The sequence below is a fragment of the Actinocorallia aurantiaca genome (genome assembly GCF_039533685.1).
GTDB lineage: Bacteria > Actinomycetota > Actinomycetes > Streptosporangiales > Streptosporangiaceae > Actinocorallia > Actinocorallia aurantiaca.
Genome location: NZ_BAAATZ010000005.1, coordinates 68,684 through 86,282, shown reverse-complemented (window position 1 = coordinate 86,282; position 17,599 = coordinate 68,684). Strand labels below are relative to the sequence as shown.

Here is a 17,599-nt window from a genome sequence, read left to right as displayed (position 1 = left end):
GATCCGGCCGGGGCCCCGTTGTTTCCGGATGCGTTCTGTTAACCGAGCGCTAACAGCGTTTTCGGGAAGTTAATAACCCTTTGGGTAGAATCTCGGCCGTTGGCCTGCGAAGGCGGAACTGCGAGCGTGGTCCCTACGTTGTGCGGCCAGAACGAACGGGAAGGTAGCTGAGCCGTGCGTCATTTCGACCATATCGACGCCGCGCGCCGCGCGGAGCTGTTCCACCTCCAACCCCGCGAGTTCGACCGGAACGCGAATCCGGACGTGCTGGCGGTGGCGCTCGGCGCGACCCTTTACAGTCCCGCCACCCGTCCCGCCCTCGCCGCCGACATCGTCAAATGCGCCCGCCAGGGGGTGCGCAGCATGGTCGTCTGCCTGGAGGACTCCATCGCCGACGCGGAGGTGCCCGGCGCCGAGGACAACCTCGTCGCCCAGCTGCGCGAACTCGACCCCGACGAGGCGCCGCTCCTGTTCGTCCGGATCCGCGAACCCGGCCAGATCACCGCCCTCGCCCGCCGGCTCGGCCCCGCCGCCGCCCTGCTCAGCGGGTTCGTCCTGCCGAAGTTCGAGGCGTCCGGCGGCAGAAGGCACCTGGACGCGTTGGCCGAGGCCTCGGAGCTGAGCGGGGTCAGGCTGCTGGGGATGCCGGTGATCGAGACCCGCGACGCCCTCTACCGGGAGAGCCGCAGGACCGTCCTGCAGGACATCGCGCTGCTGCTGGCCGGGCACCGCGAGCAGGTCCTGGCCGTCCGGCTCGGCGGCACCGACCTGTGCGCCGCCTACGGGCTGCGCAGACCCCGCGAACTGACGATCTACGACATCAAGCTGGTCGCCGGGCTCATCTCGGACGTCGTCAACGTCTTCGGCCGAGCCGACGAGACCGGCCACATCGTCACAGGTCCCGTCTGGGAGTACTTCTCCGCCGGGGAGCGGATGTTCAAACCGCAGCTGAGATCATCGCCCTTCGACGAACACGACGCCGGCCCGCTGCGCCGCCGGCTGCTCACCGCCGACCTCGACGGGCTGATCCGCGAGGTCACCCTCGACAAGGCCAACGGGCTGACCGGCAAGACCGTGATCCACCCCAGCCACGTGGGGGCCGTCCACGCCCTGTCGGTGGTCACGCACGAGGAGTACAGCGACGCCACCGACATCCTCGGGGTCGTCGCGGGAGGGGCCATGGCCTCCAGCTACGCCAACAAGATGAACGAGGCCAAACCACACCGGGCCTGGGCGGAACGGCTGCTGCGCCGCGCCGAGGTGTTCGGCGTCGCCGCGCCGGACGTCGGCTTCGTGGACCTGCTGGAGGCGGCCGTGGGAGCGCAGACGATGAATCCGGTGGGCCGGTGACCGCCCCCTGGACGGGCGGCTGGGTCACGTCCCGGCTGGACCTCGCCCTGACCGGCGGGACCTCCGAGGTGGGGCTCACCCTGCCGCAGCTGGTCGGGCTGGCCGTCCGCCGCAACCCCCGCCGGGCGCACCTGCTGGTCTCCACCGTCCTGGGCAAGCACGTCCCCACCGACCCGCGGCTGGTCTACGGCAGCGCGCTGCTGCTGGGCCGCCTCGTCGCCGACGCACTCCAGCCGGGGCACGCCGGGCCGGGGGAGAAGGCCGGGGCGTTCGTCGGGGCCGCGCTGCGCGGCGAACCGGGCGCGGCGGCCGGGCTGCGAGACCTCCTGACGGCCCACCGGCGCCCGATCGGCGCCGTGGTCGTGGGATACGCCGAGACCGCGACGGCGCTGGGGCACGGGGTCGCCGACGGCATGGGCGAGGCCGTGTACCTGCACTCCACCCGGCGGCCCGTGGCGGAGGTGACGCCCTACGGTGGCTTCGAGGAGGAGCACAGCCACGCCACGAGCCACCTGCTGCTGCCGGTGCCGGCGGGGCTGCTGGAGTCCCAAGGCCCGCTGGTGCTGGTGGACGACGAGCTGTCGACCGGCAAGACGGTGCGCAACACGCTGCGGGCACTGCACGCGGTGCGGGCCCGGAGCCACTACGTGGTGGCCGCGCTGACCGACCTCCGCGACGAGGCGGACAGGACCGCGATGCGTGATCTCGAGCTGGAGCTCGGTGCCCGCGTGGACGTCGTGGCGCTCGTCACCGGCGGCGTCGGACTGCCCCCGGACGTCCTCGAGGCGGGGCAGGACCTCGTCGCACGGGTCGAACGGGAGATGGCGGAGACGCCGCGTGCGAACGGACGCCCGCCGGGCGGCGCGCGGAGGGTTCCCCTGGGCTGGCCGGCGGGAGTGCCCGACGGCGGACGCCACGGCTTCCTGCCGGAGCACCGCGAGCAGCTGGAGAAGGCGCTCCCGGCGATGGCCTCCCGGCTGGAGGCCGCGCTGCCCGACGGCGCCCGCCGGGTGCTCGTCCTGGGCTTCGAAGAGCTGATGTACGCTCCGCTGCGCCTCGCCGAAGCGCTGGCCGACCTGCTGGAGGACACCGACGTGCGGTACTCGACGACGACGCGCTCACCCGTCCTCGCCGTCGACGACCCCGCCTACGCGATCCGCAGCAGGCTGGTCTTCCCCGCGCACGACGACCCCGCCGACGGGCCGGGGGAGCGCTACGCCTACAACGTCGACCAGGGCTTCGACGCGGTCGTCGTGGTGGTGGACGAGGCCGGGGACACCCCCGGGCTCGAACGGGGACTGGTGCGCCGGATAAGCGGGCTGGGAACCGAGGTGCTGGTGGCGGTGGTGCCGTCGTGAGCGCGCACCCGCTGAGGGGCCCCGGGTTCGGCAGCTACCGGCCCGACGACGTGGCCTGGCTGCTGACCGACCTGTCCGACGTGGAACTCGAGGCGCCGACCGAGGAGCGCGAGGAGGCGATCCAGTCGGGGGCCGCGCACTACGCCGAGTCGCTGCCCATCGAGTACCAGCCCTCGCCCGAGTACCAGATGCTCTTCCACGCCGCGCTGGAGGAGTCCGCGGCGCGGATCGCCCAGGCGGTGGCGGTGATCACCGAGCGGATCCTGGAGGAGCGCGGCCCGGACGCGGTGCTCGTCTCGCTGGCCCGCGCCGGGACGCCCGTCGGCGTCCTCGCCCGGCGCTGGGCCGCCCACGCCCACGGGCTGGACCTGCCGCACTACGCGGTGAGCATCGTCCGGGGACGGGGCATCGACACGGCCGCGATGGCCCACCTGGCCCGCCACCACGACCCGCGCGACGTGATGTTCGTCGACGGCTGGACGGGCAAGGGCGCCATCACCCGCGAGCTGGCCGAGGCCGTGAAGGGACTGGACGGCGGGTTCTCCCCGGAACTGGCCGTACTGGCCGACCCGGGCAGGTGCGTGCGCGTCTACGGGACGCGGGAGGACTTCCTCATCCCCTCCGCCTGCCTGAACTCCACCGTCTCCGGCCTGGTCAGCCGGACGGTCCTCAACCGCGACCTCATCGGCCCGGCGGACTTCCACGGCGCGAAGTTCTACAAGGACCTGGCCTACTCGGACGTCTCGAACCTCTTCCTCGACAGGGTGTGCGCCTACTTCACCTCGGCGGACCCCTCGGACCGCCCCGCGGTCGAGGAACCCGACTGGTCGGGCTGGGAAGCGGTGAGCCGCATCAGCCGGGAGTACGGGATCGGCGACGTGAACCTCGTCAAACCCGGCGTGGGGGAGACCACCCGGGTGCTGCTGCGGCGCGTCCCGTGGCGGATCCTGGCCCGTTCCGACGCCCGCGCCGACCTCGCGCACATCCGCATGCTGGCCGCGGAGAGGGGCGTGCCCGTCGAGGAAGTGGACGGCGACCTCCCCTACGCGTGCGTGGGGCTCATCAAACCCAGAGGAGCCGGTTCTTGACCGTCGTGGCCTGTGCGGACCTGGACCGCACGCTCATCTACTCCGCGAACGCCCTGGCCCTGACCGGCCCCGACGCGGAGCTGCCGCGGCTGCTGTGCGTGGAGATGTACCAGGCGCGCCCGCTGTCATTCGTCACCTCGACGGCCGCCACGAGCCTGGAACTGCTCTCCCGGACGGCCTCGCTCGTCCCCACCACGACCCGTACGCCCGAGCAGTACGCGCGCGTACGCCTGCCCGGCCCTCCGCCCGCCCACGCGATCTGCGCGAACGGCGGGTTCCTGCTCGTCGACGGCGAGGAGGACGCGTCCTGGTCGGCGTCCGTCCGCAAGAAGGTCGCCGACTGCGCGACGATGCTCGACGTGTACGAGCACGTGCGCTCTCTCAGCGGCGACTTCACCCTGAGCGTGCGGACGGCCTCCGACCTGTTCGTCTACACGGTGGTGGAACGCGACCGCCTCCCCGACGGCTGGGTGGAGGCGCTGGCCGCCTGGTGCGCCGCCCGGAACTGGAAGGTCTCCCTCCAGGGCCGCAAGGTCTACTGCCTGCCCGTCCCGCTCACCAAGTCCGCGGCCGCCGTCGAGATCGCCCACCGGACGGGCGCCTCCCGCCTCCTGGCGGCCGGCGACTCGCTCCTGGACACCGAGCTCCTGGAGGTCGCCGACGCGGCGGTCCGCCCCGCCCACGGCGAACTCCACGAGCAGTCCCACACGGGTACGGCCGTCACCGGAGCCGCCGGGATCCTGGCGGGCGAGGAGATCATCTCCTGGCTCCTGGCCAGGGCCCTGTCGCCTTCGTTCGTCCCCCCGACGGGCTCCTGGCGCGACGTGCCCGCCTGACCCGCCCGGCCTTCTACAGTCCGACCTGCCGCCTCACGGCCTGCAGCAGCTGCTCGGCCTCGGCCCGGGTCCCCGGGTCCTCCGAGTCGGCGCCGTCGTCGAAGACCATCGCCCACATCAGCTCTTCGCGGGCCGGCGACGGCCGTTCGTGCGTGGCCCGCCGCCCCACGATCCGCACCCCGCCCCGCCCCAGGTCGAAGTGCCGGCTGACCACCACGGTGGACGTCACCCTCTCCTGCACCACCTCGGGCACGGATCCGGGCTCCACGAGCCGCACATGGTGCTCCGCGTCGTCCCCCCACACATGGAGCCAGTCCCCCTGCCAGGAGGCCCGCAGCACCCTCTCCCAGGGCACCCGCGTGAACCCCCCGCCCCCGTCGGGCACGTACAACGCGTGCCCGGTGGTCACCACCACCGACCCTCCGCGCGTGGGAGCGTGCGCGAGCACCTTCTCACCACGCTCCAACCGGAGCATTTCACGTACAGGACGAGGCAGCCGCGACATGCCCCCAACCTACCTCCCAGGTGATCACGCCCACCACGAATTCCCCCACCCCCACCCGCAACCGGCCTTCTCCACCCCCGAACCGCCCTCCCCCGAGGGTGAGATCCCCCACGCCCCGCCCCCCGTTTCAACGTCGGCCCCCGGGGAGAGCCCCCCCCGTACTTCCGAATTCCCCCGGAAACACCTCAGGCCCCGCCCTCCGAAACGGAGAGACAGGGCCTGAGCTGCGTTTTCACTTGCTCCCGCGATTGGACTCGAACCAATAACCTGCCGGTTAACAGCCGGCTGCTCTGCCAATTGAGCTACGCGGGATCGCTTCTGGCTGGGGGCTTCGGTCCCTGCCAGCGCGTCTACATTAGCGCATCTTGGCGGGTGCTCGTGCATCGTTATCGGCAGGGCGGGTACGGGGGTGTAGGTGAAGCCGACTGAAAGGGAGTGATCTCCGTATGAAGCAGTTGATGTTCCTCACCGGCGCCGCCGTGGGGTATGTGATGGGATCGCGTGCCGGGCGTGAACGGTACGAGCAGATCAAGAAGACGGCCCAGGAGCTGTGGGCGCACCCGTCGGTGCAGTCGGCGGCGGAGAGCGTGCGTGAGCAGGCTTCTCTGGCGGCGAGCACCAGTGCCCAGAAGGCAGGGTCGGTCGCCGGTTCCGCCAAGCAGAGGGTCAACGACCGGCTGCACCGGGACCGGGAAGAGGAAGTGCTGATCACCTGATCGGGAGACTGGCCAGGACACGATCGCGGGGTCACGCCACGCAGATGGGCCCGCGACTGAACGGTGACGAATCCTCCCTCTGGCAGGCGGCCACTCGGGTGCTGGACGCCAACTGGACGGGGATCGCGACGACGCCGTCGCCCGGTCTCTACCCCCACCAGTGGGGCTGGGATTCGGTGTTCGTCAGTCTCGGGCTGGCCCGGTACCGGCCGGAGAGGGCACGGCAGGAGATCGCCGGCCTCCTTCGCGCCCAGTGGGCCGACGGGATGGTTCCGCACATCGTGTTCAACGCAGGCCTCGTCCGGCAGGGTTATTTCCCCGGACCCGAGCTGTGGCTCAGCAGCCGTCAGCCGGGCGCCCCCCGGTCGGTCGAGACCTCTGCGCTCACGCAGCCTCCGCTGCACGCCTTCGCGGCACTGCGGCTGCACGCCGCCGCCTCCTCGGGCGGCGCGTGCAGCCGCGACTTCCTGCGCTGGGCCTACCCGAAGCTGGCGGCCCAGCACGAGTACCTCGCTGACGTCCGCGACGTGGGAGGCGAGGGGCTGGCCTCGATCTGCCACCCCTGGGAGTCGGGGATGGACAACAGCCCCGCCTGGGACCGCCCGCTGGCGGCGGCCCAGCCTCCCCCCACCTCTTACGCGCGCCTTCCCGTCCCGCGCTCCATCCCAGCCGGCGTCGACCACGACCGTTACGTCTGGCTCGTCACCACCTTCAGGGATTCCGGATACGACGCGGGGTACCTGCGGGACGAGCACCCGTTCCTCGTCGAGGACCCCCTTTTCAACGCCGTCTACCTGGCCTCGACCCACGCGCTGGCCGAGATCGCCGAGGTGGTGGGCGCGGATCCCGTCCCGCACCGGGAGGCCGCCGAGCGGCTGCACGACGCCCTGGTCCGCCGCCTGTGGGACGACGAGCAGCGCTGCTTCCACCCGCTGGACCTGCGGACCGGCAAGCTGATCAGGGTCGCCACCGCGGCTTCCTTCGTCCCGCTGCTGGACCCGTACCTGTCCGCGCCGATGGCCCGCAGGCTGGCCGACCTGATGCTGTCCGCGCGTTTCGCCGGGGCGGCGGGCTATCCGATGCCGACCTGCGACCTGCAGGCCTCGGCCTTCGACCGGGCCGCCTACTGGCGCGGCCCCACCTGGGCCTGCACCAACTGGCTGCTGTGGGCGGGCGCCCTCCAGCAGGGTTTCGGCTCGATCGCCGACCTGCTCTACGACGGGACGCTCCGGCTGGTCCGGCAGTCCGGTTTCCGGGAGTTCTTCGACCCCTTCGACGGTTCGGGGCGCGGCAGCCACGACTACAGCTGGACGGCGGCGCTGCTGCTGGACCTGCTGGCCGCCCGCGACGCGGTCCCCGAGGCGCTCACCGCCACCGAATGAAGCTAATGGTGCTATCTTCATTAGCACCATGTTGCTGATTCTGGAAGCAGAAGACCCCCGGCCCCTGCACGAGCAGGTGGCGGCGGCGCTGCGCCGCGCCATCGCGGACGGCAGCGCCCCCGAGAGGCTTCCCCCCGCCCGGGATCTGGCGGCGGCCTTCGACGTCAACCCCAACACCGTGCTGCGCGCCCTGCGCGAGCTGCGCGACGAGGGGCTGCTGGAGTTCCGGCGCGGTCGCGGCATCCGGGTGATCCCCGGCGCCGACCGCAGGGGCGAGTTCATCGACCGGGTGCGGGAACTGGTCCGCGACGCCGAGAAGGCGGGGCACACCCGTGCGGACCTGATGACCATGATCGAGGAGATGTGAAGAGACTTCTGATACCGGGCGCCGTCGTGGCGCTGGCCCTCGCCGCCCTCCCCGCCGTGTGGTGGGGGAGGCTGCCGGACCCCCTGGCCTCGCACTGGAACGCGGCGGGCGAGCCCGACGGCTCCCTGTCCAAGGCGGCGGCGCTGGCGCTCCCGCTCGTGATCTGGATCGCGGGCGTCCTGCTCAGCCGTAAGAACCCGCCCATCGTGGCGGGCCTGGGCTTCCTGGTGCTCGCGCTGCAGGGCATGACGGTCTGGGCGAACCTCGACCGGGCCGACTGGCAGGACGCCCGCCACCTGCCCGTGTGGATGCCGGTCCTGCTGGTCGCGCTGCCGCTGCTGGGCGGCTGGCTGGGCCTCCGGTTCACCACGTTCAGGGACGTCCCGTCCGATCCGGTCGAGACCCTGGACCTGCCCGCCGGCGAACGCGCCGTGTGGGTCGCCCGCTGCACCAGCCCCGTGCTGCTCGCCGTGGGCTTCCTGTGCCTGCTGGGCGGCGCGGTCTCGCTGCTGCTCGGCGGGTCGGCGGGCCCGCTCTCCCCGGTGCTGCTCCTCGTCGGGCTCCTCGTGGTGCTCCTCGGCACGATCCGGGTGCAGGTGAGCGAACGGGGGATCGCCGTCGCCTACGGGCCCTGGGCGTTCCCGGTCTGGCGGAAGGGCCTGACGAAGATCACCGCCGCGCGGACGGAGGAGCTGCGCCCCTCCCAGGTCGGAGGCTGGGGCCTGCGCGGGCTCCCCGGCAGGGCCACGCTGATGCTGCGCGGAGGGGAGTGCCTGGTGCTGGAGTACCCGAACGGCGGCAGGTTCGCCATCAGCGTGGACGGCGCCGCGGACGGGGCGGCCCTCCTCAACACCCTGAAGGCCCGCTGACCGGGGCGGACCAGGGCGCTGATCAGCGGTTTGGTAGCGTCATCGGCTGATCCTTCCTGTTCCGCCCATGCGAAAGCCCCGCTGTGACCCTTCCCTTCGCCTCCGCGGACGAGCGAGCCGGTACGAGCCCGTACGTCAGCGTCACCACCGACTTCGGCGCCGCCTACACCGGTGTCTGCGCCGGAGTCGTCGCCCGCATCGCGCCGGATGCGCGCGTCCAGGTGCTCAGCGACGAGGTGAGCAAGTACGCGGTCATCGAGGGCGCGATGCTGCTGCGGCAGGCGCTGCCCTACCTGCCTGTCGGGGTCCACCTGGCGGTGGTGGACCCCGGGGTCGGCACCCCCCGGCACCCGGTGGCCGTACGGACCGGGCGCGGGGACTTCCTCGTCGGCCCGGACAACGGCCTGCTCGTCCCGGCCGCCGAGGCCCTCGGCGGAGTGGCCGAGGCGCGGATCCTGGAAAACCCCCGACTGCGGCTGCCCACTGTCTCCAGCACCTTCCACGGCAGGGACATCTTCGCCCCGGCCACCGCCCACCTGGCCAACGGTGTTCCCCTCGCCGAGTTCGGCCCGGAACTGGCGCCGACCCCTCTGGAACTGCCGGAGCCGCGCACGGGGGAAGGCGAGCTGAGCGCGTCCGTGCTCTACCCCGACGACTTCGGCAGCCTGATCCTCGGCGCGGGCCCGCAGGACCTGGCCGCCGCTTTCGGCCCGCTGGAGTACGGCGCCGAACTGGAAGCGGACGGCGTCCGCGTGCGCTGGGCGGCGACCTTCGGCGCCGTGCCGGAGGGCGAGCCCCTGCTGTTCACCGACTCCTCCGGCCGGCTGGCCCTGGGCGTCAACCTGGGTTCGGCGGCGGCCCGGTTCGGGCTGTCCGCGGGCGGGATCGTGACCCTGCGTGACATCCGGCGAAGCTAGAATCCCCCTTATTTCCCCTGTTTCCCCCTGAAGAACAATGAAAGGCCCGGAGGTCGTCTTGCTGCGCCGTCTCCTCGTCCTGCCCGCCGCGGCCGCCGTCCTGGCCGCCTCGGCCTGCGCCCCGGCCGACAACACCGACACCAAGGCCGCACCGTCCGGCGCCGCCGTGAACTGCGCCAAGGACCGGCTGCCCCTCAAGACCGCGGGCAAGCTGACCGTCGCCACCGACACCCCCGCCTTCGAGCCGTGGTTCAAGAACGACGACCCGTCCAACGGCGAGGGCTTCGAGAGCGCGGTCGCCTACGCCGTCGCCGAGGAGCTCGGCTTCACCAAGGACGAGGTCGTCTGGGAGAAGGTCGGCTTCGAGCAGTCCTACGCGCCGGGCGCGAAGACCTTCGACTTCGACGTCAACCAGATCTCGATCACTCCCGAGCGGCAGAAGGCCGTCACCTTCTCCGACGGCTACTACACCGTGGCCCAGGGCGTCGTCGGCCTGGCGGACGGGAAGTTCGCCGGGGCCACCGCCAAGGAGCAGCTCAAGGACGCCAAGATCGGCGTGCAGGTCGGCACCACCTCGCTGGACGCCGTCCAGGGGCAGATCAAGCCGGCCACGCAGCCCAGCGTGTTCAACAACCAGATCGACGCGGTCAACGCGCTGAAGAACGGGCAGGTGGACCTGATCGCCGTCGACCTGCCGACCGCGTTCTACGTGACCGCCGCCCAGATCGAGGGCTCCAAGATCGTCGGACAGCTCGCTCCGGCCGGGGCGAAGGAAGAGTTCGGAATGCTGCTGGAGAAGGACAACTCCCTGGTCGGCTGCCTGAACCAGGCGCTCGGTGAGCTCAAGTCCGGCGGGAGGCTGCAGCAGATCACCGATCAGTGGCTGTCGTCCGCCGCTGGAGCACCCGTCCTGAAGTGAAGTCACGTCTTGAAGTGAGCCGGGCTGAGGCGAGCCGGGTCAAGAGCGAACGGCAGCTGGCCCGGGAGGCCCGGCGCCGCCGCAAGGCGGTGGTCTCCGGAGCGGTCGCCGGAGTGTCCACCGCGGTGGTGCTGGGCCTGCTGGCCGTCGGGCTGCCCTCCTCGCCGGGCTGGCCGAGGGTGCGGGAGACCTTCCTGTCCTGGCCTCACTTCACCGCGGCGTTCCCCGACGTCCTGTCGGGGTTCTGGGGGAACGTCAAGATCTTCCTGATCGCCGAGCCGATCATCCTGGCGCTCGGTCTGGCGGTGGCTTTGGTCCGCACCGTGAAGACCCCCGCGTTCTTCCCGCTGCGGGCGCTGGCCGTGGCCTACACCGACGTCTTCCGCGGCATCCCGACGATCCTGCTGATCTTCCTCGTCGGGTTCGGCGTTCCCGCGCTCAACCTGCAGGGCGCCCCCGGCGACCCGATGGTCCTGGGCGCGATCGCCCTGGTCCTGTCCTACGGGGCCTACGTCGCCGAGGTGTTCCGCTCGGGCATCGACTCCATCCATCCCAGCCAGCGCGCCGCCGCCCGTTCGCTCGGCCTCTCCCAGGCGCAGTCGCTGCGTTACGTGGTGCTGCCGCAGGCCGTCCGCCGGGTCGTCCCGCCGCTGCTGAACGACTTCGCGTCCCTGCAGAAGGACACCGCGCTGGTCTCGGTGCTCGGCGTCATCGAAGCGCTGCGGCAGGCGCAGATCCACTCCACCAAGACCTTCAACTACACGCCCTACCTCGCGACGGCGCTGCTGTTCGTGCTGCTGACCGTGCCGATGGCGCGGTTCACCGACTGGCTGGCGGCCCGCGCCGAAGGCCGCCGCGCCCCCGGAGGACGCTGATGCCGCTGCTGCAGATCGAGGGCCTGTGGAAGGACTACCGGGGACGGCAGGTCCTGCGCGGGGTGGACCTGGCGGTCGAACCGCACGAGGTCGTCTGCCTCATCGGGGCCTCCGGCTCCGGCAAGTCCACGCTGCTGCGCTGCGTGAACCTGCTGGAGCAGGTCGACGACGGGGCGATCTTCCTGGACGGCATGGAGCTCACCGCGGTGGACGTGGACGAGGACGCCGTCCGCCGGAAGATCGGCATGGTGTTCCAGCAGTTCAACCTCTTTCCGCACATGACCGTCCTGGAGAACATCACCCTGGCCCCCGTCAAGGTGCACGGGACTCCCCGCAAGAAGGCGCGGGAGCAGGCGCGGGAGCTGCTGGCGCGCTTCGGCCTGGCCGACAAGGCGGCGGAGTACCCCGACCGGCTGTCGGGCGGCCAGCAGCAGCGGGTGGCGATCGTGCGGGCGCTGGCGGTCCGCCCCCAGGTGCTGCTGCTGGACGAGGTCACCTCGGCGCTCGACCCCGAACTGGTCGGGGAGGTGCTCGACATCGTTCGCGAACTCAAGCAGCAGGGCATGACGATGATCCTGGCCACCCACGAGATGTCCTTCGCCCGCGACATCGCCGACACCGTCTGCTTCCTCGACGACGGCGTCCTGCTGGAGCGCGGCTCCCCGGAGCGGATCTTCACCGCTCCCGAGCAGCCGCGCACCCGCGAGTTCCTGGCCAGGCTGCGCTAGACGGGCGGGGCCTTGAGCAGCTCGGCGATCCCCTTGCCGATCCCGGCGGTGAAGACCGGGAGGTCGGGCTGCCCGTCGAAGTCGGCGCTCACCCCGAAGTTCAGCCGGCCGTCGTAGCTGAAGATCGCGGTGCCGACCTGGATGCCGCCGGTCAGCGGGACGTAGGGGAACAGGTTCTCGATCCGGCGGCCGAGCACGTACAGCGGGAAGTCCGGGCCCGGCACGTTGGTGGTGATCGTCTGGACGACGGGGTTGCGCAACCGGACGGGGATGCGGGCGCCCAGCGCCAGGAGGGCGGGGGCCACGGCCGCGTCGGTGATCCGGGTGAGCTGGGCGCCGACCACCTCCTGGCTGGTGGCCTTCAGGTCGTCGGTCTGCTCGCGGATCAGCCGGAGGCGTTCGGCGGGGTCGGCCACGCCGACCGGCAGGTTGACGAAGATGGCCGAGACCCGGTTGTTGAGCACGCCCCGCTCGCCCTCGGCCCGGACGGACACCGGCACGCCCGAGCGGACGACCATGTCGGGCGTCAGCTCGCCCCGTCCGGCGAGCTGGTCGCGGAATCCCCGGGTGACGGCGGCGAGCACCACGTCGTTGACGGTCCCGCCGTGCTTCTTGCGGATCCGCTGGACGTCGTCCAGGGGGAGGCTGGCCCACTCCCAGCGCCGGTGCGGCCCGAGCGGCCCGTTGAGCACGCTCGCCGACCTGCGGGTGAAGCGCGCGAGCTGGCGCGTGACCCCGCCGACGTAGTCGAGCAGCTGAGGGGCCCTGCGCAGCGAGCCGGCCAGGCGCGGCAGCGAGGCGGCCAGCCGCAGGGGCTCGAGCGTGTTGTCCACCAGGGCCTCGCCGAACAGGCGCAGCCCGGAGGGGCCGCCGCGCGGGACCCACTCCTCGGCCGGGGGCTCGGGGACGGGCGCGTCGGGGTCGAGGTCGAACATCGAGGCGATGAGGTCCATGCCGGCGACGCCGTCGACCATGCAGTGGTGGACCTTGCCGATCAGGGCCCACCTGCCGCCCTCCAGGCCCTCGACCAGCCACAGCTCCCACAGCGGTTTCTTGGGGTCGAGCCGCTGGGCGAGGAGGCGGCCCGCGAGGTTGCGCAGCTGGTCCATGGTGCCCGGCGCGGGGACGGCGGTGTGCCGCACGTGGTAGAGGATCTGGAAGTGCGGATCGTCCATCCAGACGGGTCTGCCCAGGTGCAGCGGAACGGAGCGGACGCGCTGCCGGTAGCGCTCGATGGACGGCAGTTTGGCGGCGACCAGCCGCACGATGTCGCCGTAGCCGGGCACCGGACCTTCCATGATGATCGCGGCCGCCACGTGCAGTGGCGTGTTCTCGTCCTCGATCAGGTAGAAGCTCGCGTCCAGTCCGCTCATTCGCTGCACTGTGTCCCGTCCCTCCTCGGCCGCCCTCAGGGGGTGAAATGTAGTGATGCCACTACATACGGCCAGGACTAGACGTAACCACCGTCGCAGCCCCGTGGCAACGGGGTGGCGGGATTCAGACGGCGAGCTCCTTGGCCGGATGCGGTAGGTCGGACGGGGGCCTCCGGACGCCAGCGGCCACCACCGCGCCGAGCAGGCAGAGCCCGGAGGTGATGAGGAAGATCTCGCGGTACTCGGTGTGCAGCGCCTCTTTCAGGCCTACCTGGTACACCTCGAACTCGGCCTTGAAGTCCGGATTCCCGAAGGGGATCGGGACCGTCAACCCGGCCGTGAGCGACTGCAGACGGTGGAAGCCGTATGCCGACAGGGCAGAGATACCCAGCAGCATCCCCATCATGCGGGCGACCACGACGGCGGCGGAGGCCACCCCGTGCTGCCCGGCGGGGACCAGCCGCAGGATCGCCGAGGAGACCGGCGCGATGGCCAGGCCCAGCCCGGCACCGGCCAGCGCCAGGTCGACGTCCATGCGCGGCAGCGGACCGTACGAGGCGGCCGTCGGGTCCAGCGGCCAGCCGGAGACGAGCAGGTACCCGGCGGCGGCCAGCGCCATTCCGGCCGTCAGCGGCCACCGGTCGCCGTACCGGTGGGCGACGAACCCGCCGAGGACGGCGGCGAGCGCCAGCGCGACGAGGAACCGCGCCAGCAGGAACGCGCCCTCGGTCGGGGTGCGCTCCAGCAGGGTGGTGGCGATCAGCTGGACGTCCACCAGGGTGACCATGAGCGCAGCCCCCGACAGCAGGCTGACGGCCAGGACGGCGAAGACCGGGCTCTTGCGCACTCCGGTCAGGTCGAGCAGCCGGGCCTTCGTCCGCGACTCCCACCACCCGAACAGGACGAGCAGCACCGCCCCGGCCGCGATCATCTGCGCGCCGCCCGGCGGCAGGACGCCGTTCTCCGGCTCCTCGTTGTAGGTGCCGACGACCAGCAGCCCGAGTCCCGCGGCCAGCAGCAGCCCGCCCGGGACGTCCACGCGGGCCCGCTCGGCGGGCCGGGAGGACGGGACGGTGAAGTGGATCGCGGCCATCGCGATGAGCGTCAGCGGCACGTTGACCCAGAAGATCCCGCGCCAGCCGATCACCGCGGCGAGTCCCGCGCCGTACAGCGGGCCCAGGACGCTGCCCAGTTCCTGGAGGGCGCCCACCGCGCCCAGGACGACCGGCCGGCGGTTCTGCGACCACAGGTCGCCGGCCAGCGCCATCGTGATGGGCAGCAGGGCGCCGCCCGCGACGCCCTGCACGACCCGTCCGGCGACGAGCAGCGCGAAGTCCCCGGCGACGGCGGTGACGGCCGAGCCGATCGCGAACGCCAGGAGGCAGGCGTGCAGGACGGTGCGCCGCCCGAAGCGGTCCGACAGCTGGCCCAGCAGCGGCATGGCCGCCACGTAGCCGAGCAGGAAGCCGGTGACGATGGGGGTGATGCGCTCGGGACGGTTGGCGGGGATGCCGAGGTCCTTCGTCATCTCGGTGAGGACGGTGACGATCACATAGGCGTCGAGGGAGGCGAGCAGGACGATCGCCCCGCCGGCTCCGATCGCGAGGCGACGGTTGCCCATGACCGCTACTTCGGCGCCTGGATCGTCGGATCGGCGTTGAAGTCGGAGAGCGACAGGGTCGCCGACCCGCCGTCCAGGTTCATCTTGACCTTCGAGAGCCGCTTGTCCTCTTCGTTGATCCACACCTGGCCCTGGAGGGTCTGGGAGGTCTTGATCCCCAGCCCGGCGACGGCGCTTCCGGGCAGGCTGGCCGAGATCCGGACCAGGCCGTCCTCGCGGGCCTCGGCCTTGGCGCCGGTGGCCTGCTCGAGCATCAGCGCGATGCCGCGCTCGGGGTCGAGGATCGCGGACGGGTCCAGAATGCTGGTGATCATGGACTTGTCGGTCTTCTGGTAACCGCCCATGAGGTTGAAGTAGAGGTCGGGGCCGACGATGACGAACTTGGCCTCGATCGTCAGCCCGGCCTGGACGGCGGTCACGTCGCCCTGCGCGTCGCCGTTGCGCAGCAGTTCCCCGTTCATCGCCTTCACCGGGAGCCCGGCGGGCGTTCCCTCCGTGGCCAGGACGAACCCGACACTGGTGACGTCCTTCATGGCCGTGGCGGACTCCCGCAGCAGGGCCTGTCCGTCGGGCAGCGGGCCGCCGGAGCCTTCTTCGGAAGAGCAACCGGACATCAAAGTCACGGCGAGGACCGCCGCCAGGAGGGTGCGAATTCGGGACATGGCGGTGAGCCTAGCCACTTCGCCTCAACGGTGGACAGGCCTCCCCAGCCGACTTCTTTGCCGGCTCCGTCGGCCCGCCGGGGGAGTGTGGAGAGAGCGCATCCCCCTGGAGGATGACTCAGGGCCCCTGGACGACGGGACGGGCGCGCAGCCCCTCCGGCAGACGGCGGCCCGCCCGGAAGAGCTCGATACCCAGCAGCTCGCCCGAGCGGGCGAAGTCCAGGACGGCGGCGAGCTCGCCGTTCCGGTCGCCGACCTCGATCTGCTCGACCGCCTCCTGCGCCTGGTCGAACACCCCGGCCAGCGCGATGTAGGCGCTGTCGGAGGAGGCTTCGTGCAGCACCCTGATCCGCTGGAAGGGGGACGGGAAGCCCAGGTCGGGCTCGCCCCACAGGCGCAGCAGGTGGCTGCGCTCCGAACCCGTCAGGATCCCCCAGATCACCCCGTGGACCAGCTGGAGCGCCTGGACGGAGTCCTCTCCGGCGACCTGGTACCGGCCGTCCCAGTCGCCCAGGCCCTCGATCTCGTAGGGGCAGATCCACTCCCCGCGCCCGTCCGGATCGCGGTGGGGCTGTCCGATGGAGATCACCACGTCCCGGACCCCGTCGCCGTTATCGTCGTGCAGCTGAAGAACCCGCCGTGCGATCACGTTCACACGGTCGATCTACCGCGTTCACCCCACCCGGAAACGAGGAGGATGCGGACCAGGCCAGACGCATACCGGGAGACGACCACGCCTCTAACCCGTCTTGGCCGACCCGCCCCGGACGGGCGTTCGCCCGGTCTCATGGGGCCCCCTTCTCCAGGGCGGGTCCGGGGACGGAGGGGCGCGGGCGTGCGGGGATCTGGCTCGCGACGATGGCGGCGAGGGCGAGCGCGAATCCGGTGAGCTGGATCGGGCCGAGGGTCTGGCCGAGCAGGACGGCGCCGAGCAGCGCGGCGACCAGGGGCGTGATCAGGCCGAGGACCGCGACCGAGGTGACGGGCAGGGAGGTGACGCCGCGGAACCACAGGACGTAGGCGAGCAGGCCGCCGACCAGGCCCAGCCAGAGGTAGCCGAGCACGGCGGCCCCGTCGATCGCGGGCGGCGCGCCCTCGAGGAGGAGGGCCACGGGAAGCAGGAAGAGGCCGCCCGCGGCGAGCTGCCAGCCGGCGAACGCGGTGGGGCCGACCCCGTCGGGGCGTCCCCACCGCTTGGTGAGCGTCACCCCCAGGGCCATGGTGACCGTGCCGCCGAGCCCCGCCGCGACCCCGACGGCGTCGAACGCCGCGCTCGGGCCGGTCACCACCAGCCCCACCCCCACGACGCCGACCACGCCCCACAGGAAGCGGGAGGCCGAAGGGGGCTCGCGAAGGACGGCGACGGCCAGGACGGCGACGATGAGCGGCTGCACCGCGCCCAGGGTGGCGGCGACGCCTCCCGGCAGGCGTTCGGCCGCGATGAACAGCAGGGAGAAGAAGAGGCCGATGTTCAGCACGCCGAGCACCGCGGCCTTCCACCACCAGGCCCCGCGCGGCAGGGTCCGGGTGAGCGCCAGCGCGATCAGGCCCGCGGGCAGCGCCCGCAGCAGCCCCGCGAACTGGGGGTGCCCCGGGGGCAGGAGTTCGGTGGTGACGACGTAGGTCGTGCCCCACACCATGGGCGTGAGCGCCGTCAGGGCGGTGCGCGACAGGTCTCCGCGGGCAGGTTCCGTCCGTGCTGGTGGATTCGCCATGGGACCAGTCTCCGCGCACGAAGATCAACGAGTCCACCACATGGCGGCGGGCCGGGGTGTGGCGTCCCTCGGCTCCCCGCGGCCTCCCGCAGGCGGTTACGGAAGGTCCGGGTTCGGGGAGGAATGCCGGTGCGCAGGTCAAGAGGTTGAAAGAAGGTGGGGCGGGTGGGGCTCGAACCCACGACCGGCGGATTATGAGTCCGCTGCTCTGACCGGCTGAGCTACCGCCCCTGGCCTCGTGCTCGGGCCTGCTCCGGCTGTGCCGGGGACCCAACAAAGAAAGTGTAGAGCGTGCAGGGGGGCCGGTGAACACTTCGC

Annotated in this window: 18 protein-coding genes and 2 tRNA genes; 12 read left to right on the top strand and 8 right to left on the bottom strand. The window is 71.8% G+C overall.

What is annotated here, in order from left to right; genetic code table 11:
• Positions 1 to 174: 174 nt before the first annotated feature.
• The 4 genes from ABD327_RS06550 to ABD327_RS06535 are packed head-to-tail and all read left to right on the top strand — an operon-like array spanning position 175 to position 4,632.
• On the top strand, positions 175 to 1,350 hold the full coding sequence (locus ABD327_RS06550; RefSeq protein ID WP_344449277.1) for an HpcH/HpaI aldolase/citrate lyase family protein: 1,176 nt from the start codon (positions 175 to 177) through the stop codon (positions 1,348 to 1,350).
• Complete coding sequence (locus ABD327_RS06545) at positions 1,347 to 2,708, top strand: phosphoribosyltransferase family protein (protein WP_344449276.1); 1,362 nt, start codon at positions 1,347 to 1,349, stop codon at positions 2,706 to 2,708. The genes ABD327_RS06550 and ABD327_RS06545 overlap by 4 nt, the downstream gene beginning before the upstream one ends.
• On the top strand, positions 2,705 to 3,796 hold the full coding sequence (locus ABD327_RS06540; RefSeq protein ID WP_344449275.1) for a cysteine protease StiP family protein: 1,092 nt from the start codon (positions 2,705 to 2,707) through the stop codon (positions 3,794 to 3,796). The genes ABD327_RS06545 and ABD327_RS06540 overlap by 4 nt, the downstream gene beginning before the upstream one ends.
• A gap of 5 nt (positions 3,797 to 3,801) precedes the next feature.
• Positions 3,802 to 4,632, top strand: a complete 831-nt coding sequence (locus tag ABD327_RS06535) for an HAD family hydrolase (protein WP_344449336.1) — start codon at positions 3,802 to 3,804, stop codon at positions 4,630 to 4,632.
• 13 nt (positions 4,633 to 4,645) lie between these two features.
• Here the strand turns inward: ABD327_RS06535 and ABD327_RS06530 are convergent, their stop codons facing one another.
• Together ABD327_RS06530 and ABD327_RS06525 are read right to left on the bottom strand one after the other, a co-directional pair.
• The gene (locus ABD327_RS06530; RefSeq protein ID WP_344449274.1) at positions 4,646 to 5,107 is read right to left on the bottom strand and encodes a hypothetical protein; all 462 of its coding nucleotides are present in this window, start codon (positions 5,105 to 5,107) and stop codon (positions 4,646 to 4,648) included.
• Between the two features lie 269 nt (positions 5,108 to 5,376).
• Positions 5,377 to 5,449: transfer RNA gene (locus ABD327_RS06525), tRNA-Asn, on the bottom strand.
• A 134-nt stretch (positions 5,450 to 5,583) separates the two neighbouring features.
• Here ABD327_RS06525 and ABD327_RS06520 point away from each other — a divergent pair.
• The 8 genes from ABD327_RS06520 (at position 5,584) to ABD327_RS06485 (ending at position 11,910) form a co-directional block, all read left to right on the top strand.
• Positions 5,584 to 5,853 carry a YtxH domain-containing protein gene (locus tag ABD327_RS06520; protein ID WP_344449273.1) on the top strand — a complete coding sequence of 90 codons (270 nt, stop codon included), beginning with the start codon at positions 5,584 to 5,586 and terminating at the stop codon, positions 5,851 to 5,853.
• Between the two features lie 44 nt (positions 5,854 to 5,897).
• On the top strand, positions 5,898 to 7,235 hold the full coding sequence (locus tag ABD327_RS06515; RefSeq protein ID WP_344449272.1) for an MGH1-like glycoside hydrolase domain-containing protein: 1,338 nt from the start codon (positions 5,898 to 5,900) through the stop codon (positions 7,233 to 7,235).
• A gap of 28 nt (positions 7,236 to 7,263) precedes the next feature.
• Complete coding sequence (locus tag ABD327_RS06510; RefSeq protein WP_344449271.1) at positions 7,264 to 7,602, top strand: GntR family transcriptional regulator; 339 nt, start codon at positions 7,264 to 7,266, stop codon at positions 7,600 to 7,602.
• Positions 7,599 to 8,471, top strand: coding sequence for a DUF1648 domain-containing protein (locus ABD327_RS06505; RefSeq protein WP_344449270.1), 873 nt, complete (start codon positions 7,599 to 7,601; stop codon positions 8,469 to 8,471). The genes ABD327_RS06510 and ABD327_RS06505 overlap by 4 nt, the downstream gene beginning before the upstream one ends.
• Before the next feature lie 83 nt (positions 8,472 to 8,554).
• Positions 8,555 to 9,388 (top strand): SAM hydrolase/SAM-dependent halogenase family protein, encoded by an 834-nt coding sequence (locus ABD327_RS06500; RefSeq protein ID WP_344449269.1) that lies wholly within the window; start codon positions 8,555 to 8,557, stop codon positions 9,386 to 9,388.
• Positions 9,389 to 9,446: 58 nt separating this feature from the next.
• Positions 9,447 to 10,307 (top strand): ABC transporter substrate-binding protein, encoded by an 861-nt coding sequence (locus tag ABD327_RS06495; RefSeq protein ID WP_344449268.1) that lies wholly within the window; start codon positions 9,447 to 9,449, stop codon positions 10,305 to 10,307.
• Between the two features lie 14 nt (positions 10,308 to 10,321).
• Positions 10,322 to 11,182 (top strand): amino acid ABC transporter permease, encoded by an 861-nt coding sequence (locus ABD327_RS06490; RefSeq protein ID WP_344449267.1) that lies wholly within the window; start codon positions 10,322 to 10,324, stop codon positions 11,180 to 11,182.
• Entirely contained in the window at positions 11,182 to 11,910 is a 729-nt protein-coding gene (locus tag ABD327_RS06485; protein ID WP_344449266.1) for an amino acid ABC transporter ATP-binding protein, read from the top strand. The genes ABD327_RS06490 and ABD327_RS06485 overlap by 1 nt, the downstream gene beginning before the upstream one ends.
• Here ABD327_RS06485 and ABD327_RS06480 read toward each other — a convergent pair.
• From ABD327_RS06480 to ABD327_RS06455, 6 genes are all read right to left on the bottom strand, one after another.
• On the bottom strand, positions 11,907 to 13,283 hold the full coding sequence (locus tag ABD327_RS06480) for a WS/DGAT/MGAT family O-acyltransferase (RefSeq protein ID WP_344449265.1): 1,377 nt from the start codon (positions 13,281 to 13,283) through the stop codon (positions 11,907 to 11,909). The genes ABD327_RS06485 and ABD327_RS06480 overlap by 4 nt on opposite strands.
• Positions 13,284 to 13,407: 124 nt before the next feature.
• Entirely contained in the window at positions 13,408 to 14,904 is a 1,497-nt protein-coding gene (locus tag ABD327_RS06475) for an MFS transporter (RefSeq protein WP_344449264.1), read from the bottom strand.
• 5 nt (positions 14,905 to 14,909) lie between these two features.
• On the bottom strand, positions 14,910 to 15,566 hold the full coding sequence (locus tag ABD327_RS06470; RefSeq protein WP_344449263.1) for an LppX_LprAFG lipoprotein: 657 nt from the start codon (positions 15,564 to 15,566) through the stop codon (positions 14,910 to 14,912).
• A 118-nt stretch (positions 15,567 to 15,684) separates the two neighbouring features.
• Entirely contained in the window at positions 15,685 to 16,221 is a 537-nt protein-coding gene (locus ABD327_RS06465; protein ID WP_344449262.1) for a DUF6968 family protein, read from the bottom strand.
• A gap of 130 nt (positions 16,222 to 16,351) precedes the next feature.
• Positions 16,352 to 17,281 carry an EamA family transporter gene (locus ABD327_RS06460; RefSeq protein WP_344449261.1) on the bottom strand — a complete coding sequence of 310 codons (930 nt, stop codon included), beginning with the start codon at positions 17,279 to 17,281 and terminating at the stop codon, positions 16,352 to 16,354.
• 157 nt (positions 17,282 to 17,438) lie between these two features.
• Positions 17,439 to 17,512: transfer RNA gene (locus ABD327_RS06455), tRNA-Ile, on the bottom strand.
• Positions 17,513 to 17,599: the final 87 nt, after the last annotated feature.

Excerpts from the sequence above, each read along its gene's own strand:
- ABD327_RS06510 (WP_344449271.1), top strand. The coding sequence starts at position 7,264 with ATGTTGCTGATTCTGGAAGCAGAAGACCCCCGGCCCCTGCACGAGCAG.
- ABD327_RS06460 (WP_344449261.1), bottom strand. The coding sequence starts at position 17,281 with ATGGCGAATCCACCAGCACGGACGGAACCTGCCCGCGGAGACCTGTCG.
- ABD327_RS06485 (WP_344449266.1), top strand. The coding sequence starts at position 11,182 with ATGCCGCTGCTGCAGATCGAGGGCCTGTGGAAGGACTACCGGGGACGG.
- ABD327_RS06515 (WP_344449272.1), top strand. The coding sequence starts at position 5,898 with ATGGGCCCGCGACTGAACGGTGACGAATCCTCCCTCTGGCAGGCGGCC.
- ABD327_RS06530 (WP_344449274.1), bottom strand. The coding sequence starts at position 5,107 with ATGCTCCGGTTGGAGCGTGGTGAGAAGGTGCTCGCGCACGCTCCCACG.
- ABD327_RS06475 (WP_344449264.1), bottom strand. The coding sequence starts at position 14,904 with ATGGGCAACCGTCGCCTCGCGATCGGAGCCGGCGGGGCGATCGTCCTG.
- ABD327_RS06480 (WP_344449265.1), bottom strand. The coding sequence starts at position 13,283 with ATGAGCGGACTGGACGCGAGCTTCTACCTGATCGAGGACGAGAACACG.
- ABD327_RS06470 (WP_344449263.1), bottom strand. The coding sequence starts at position 15,566 with ATGTCCCGAATTCGCACCCTCCTGGCGGCGGTCCTCGCCGTGACTTTG.
- ABD327_RS06520 (WP_344449273.1), top strand. The coding sequence starts at position 5,584 with ATGAAGCAGTTGATGTTCCTCACCGGCGCCGCCGTGGGGTATGTGATG.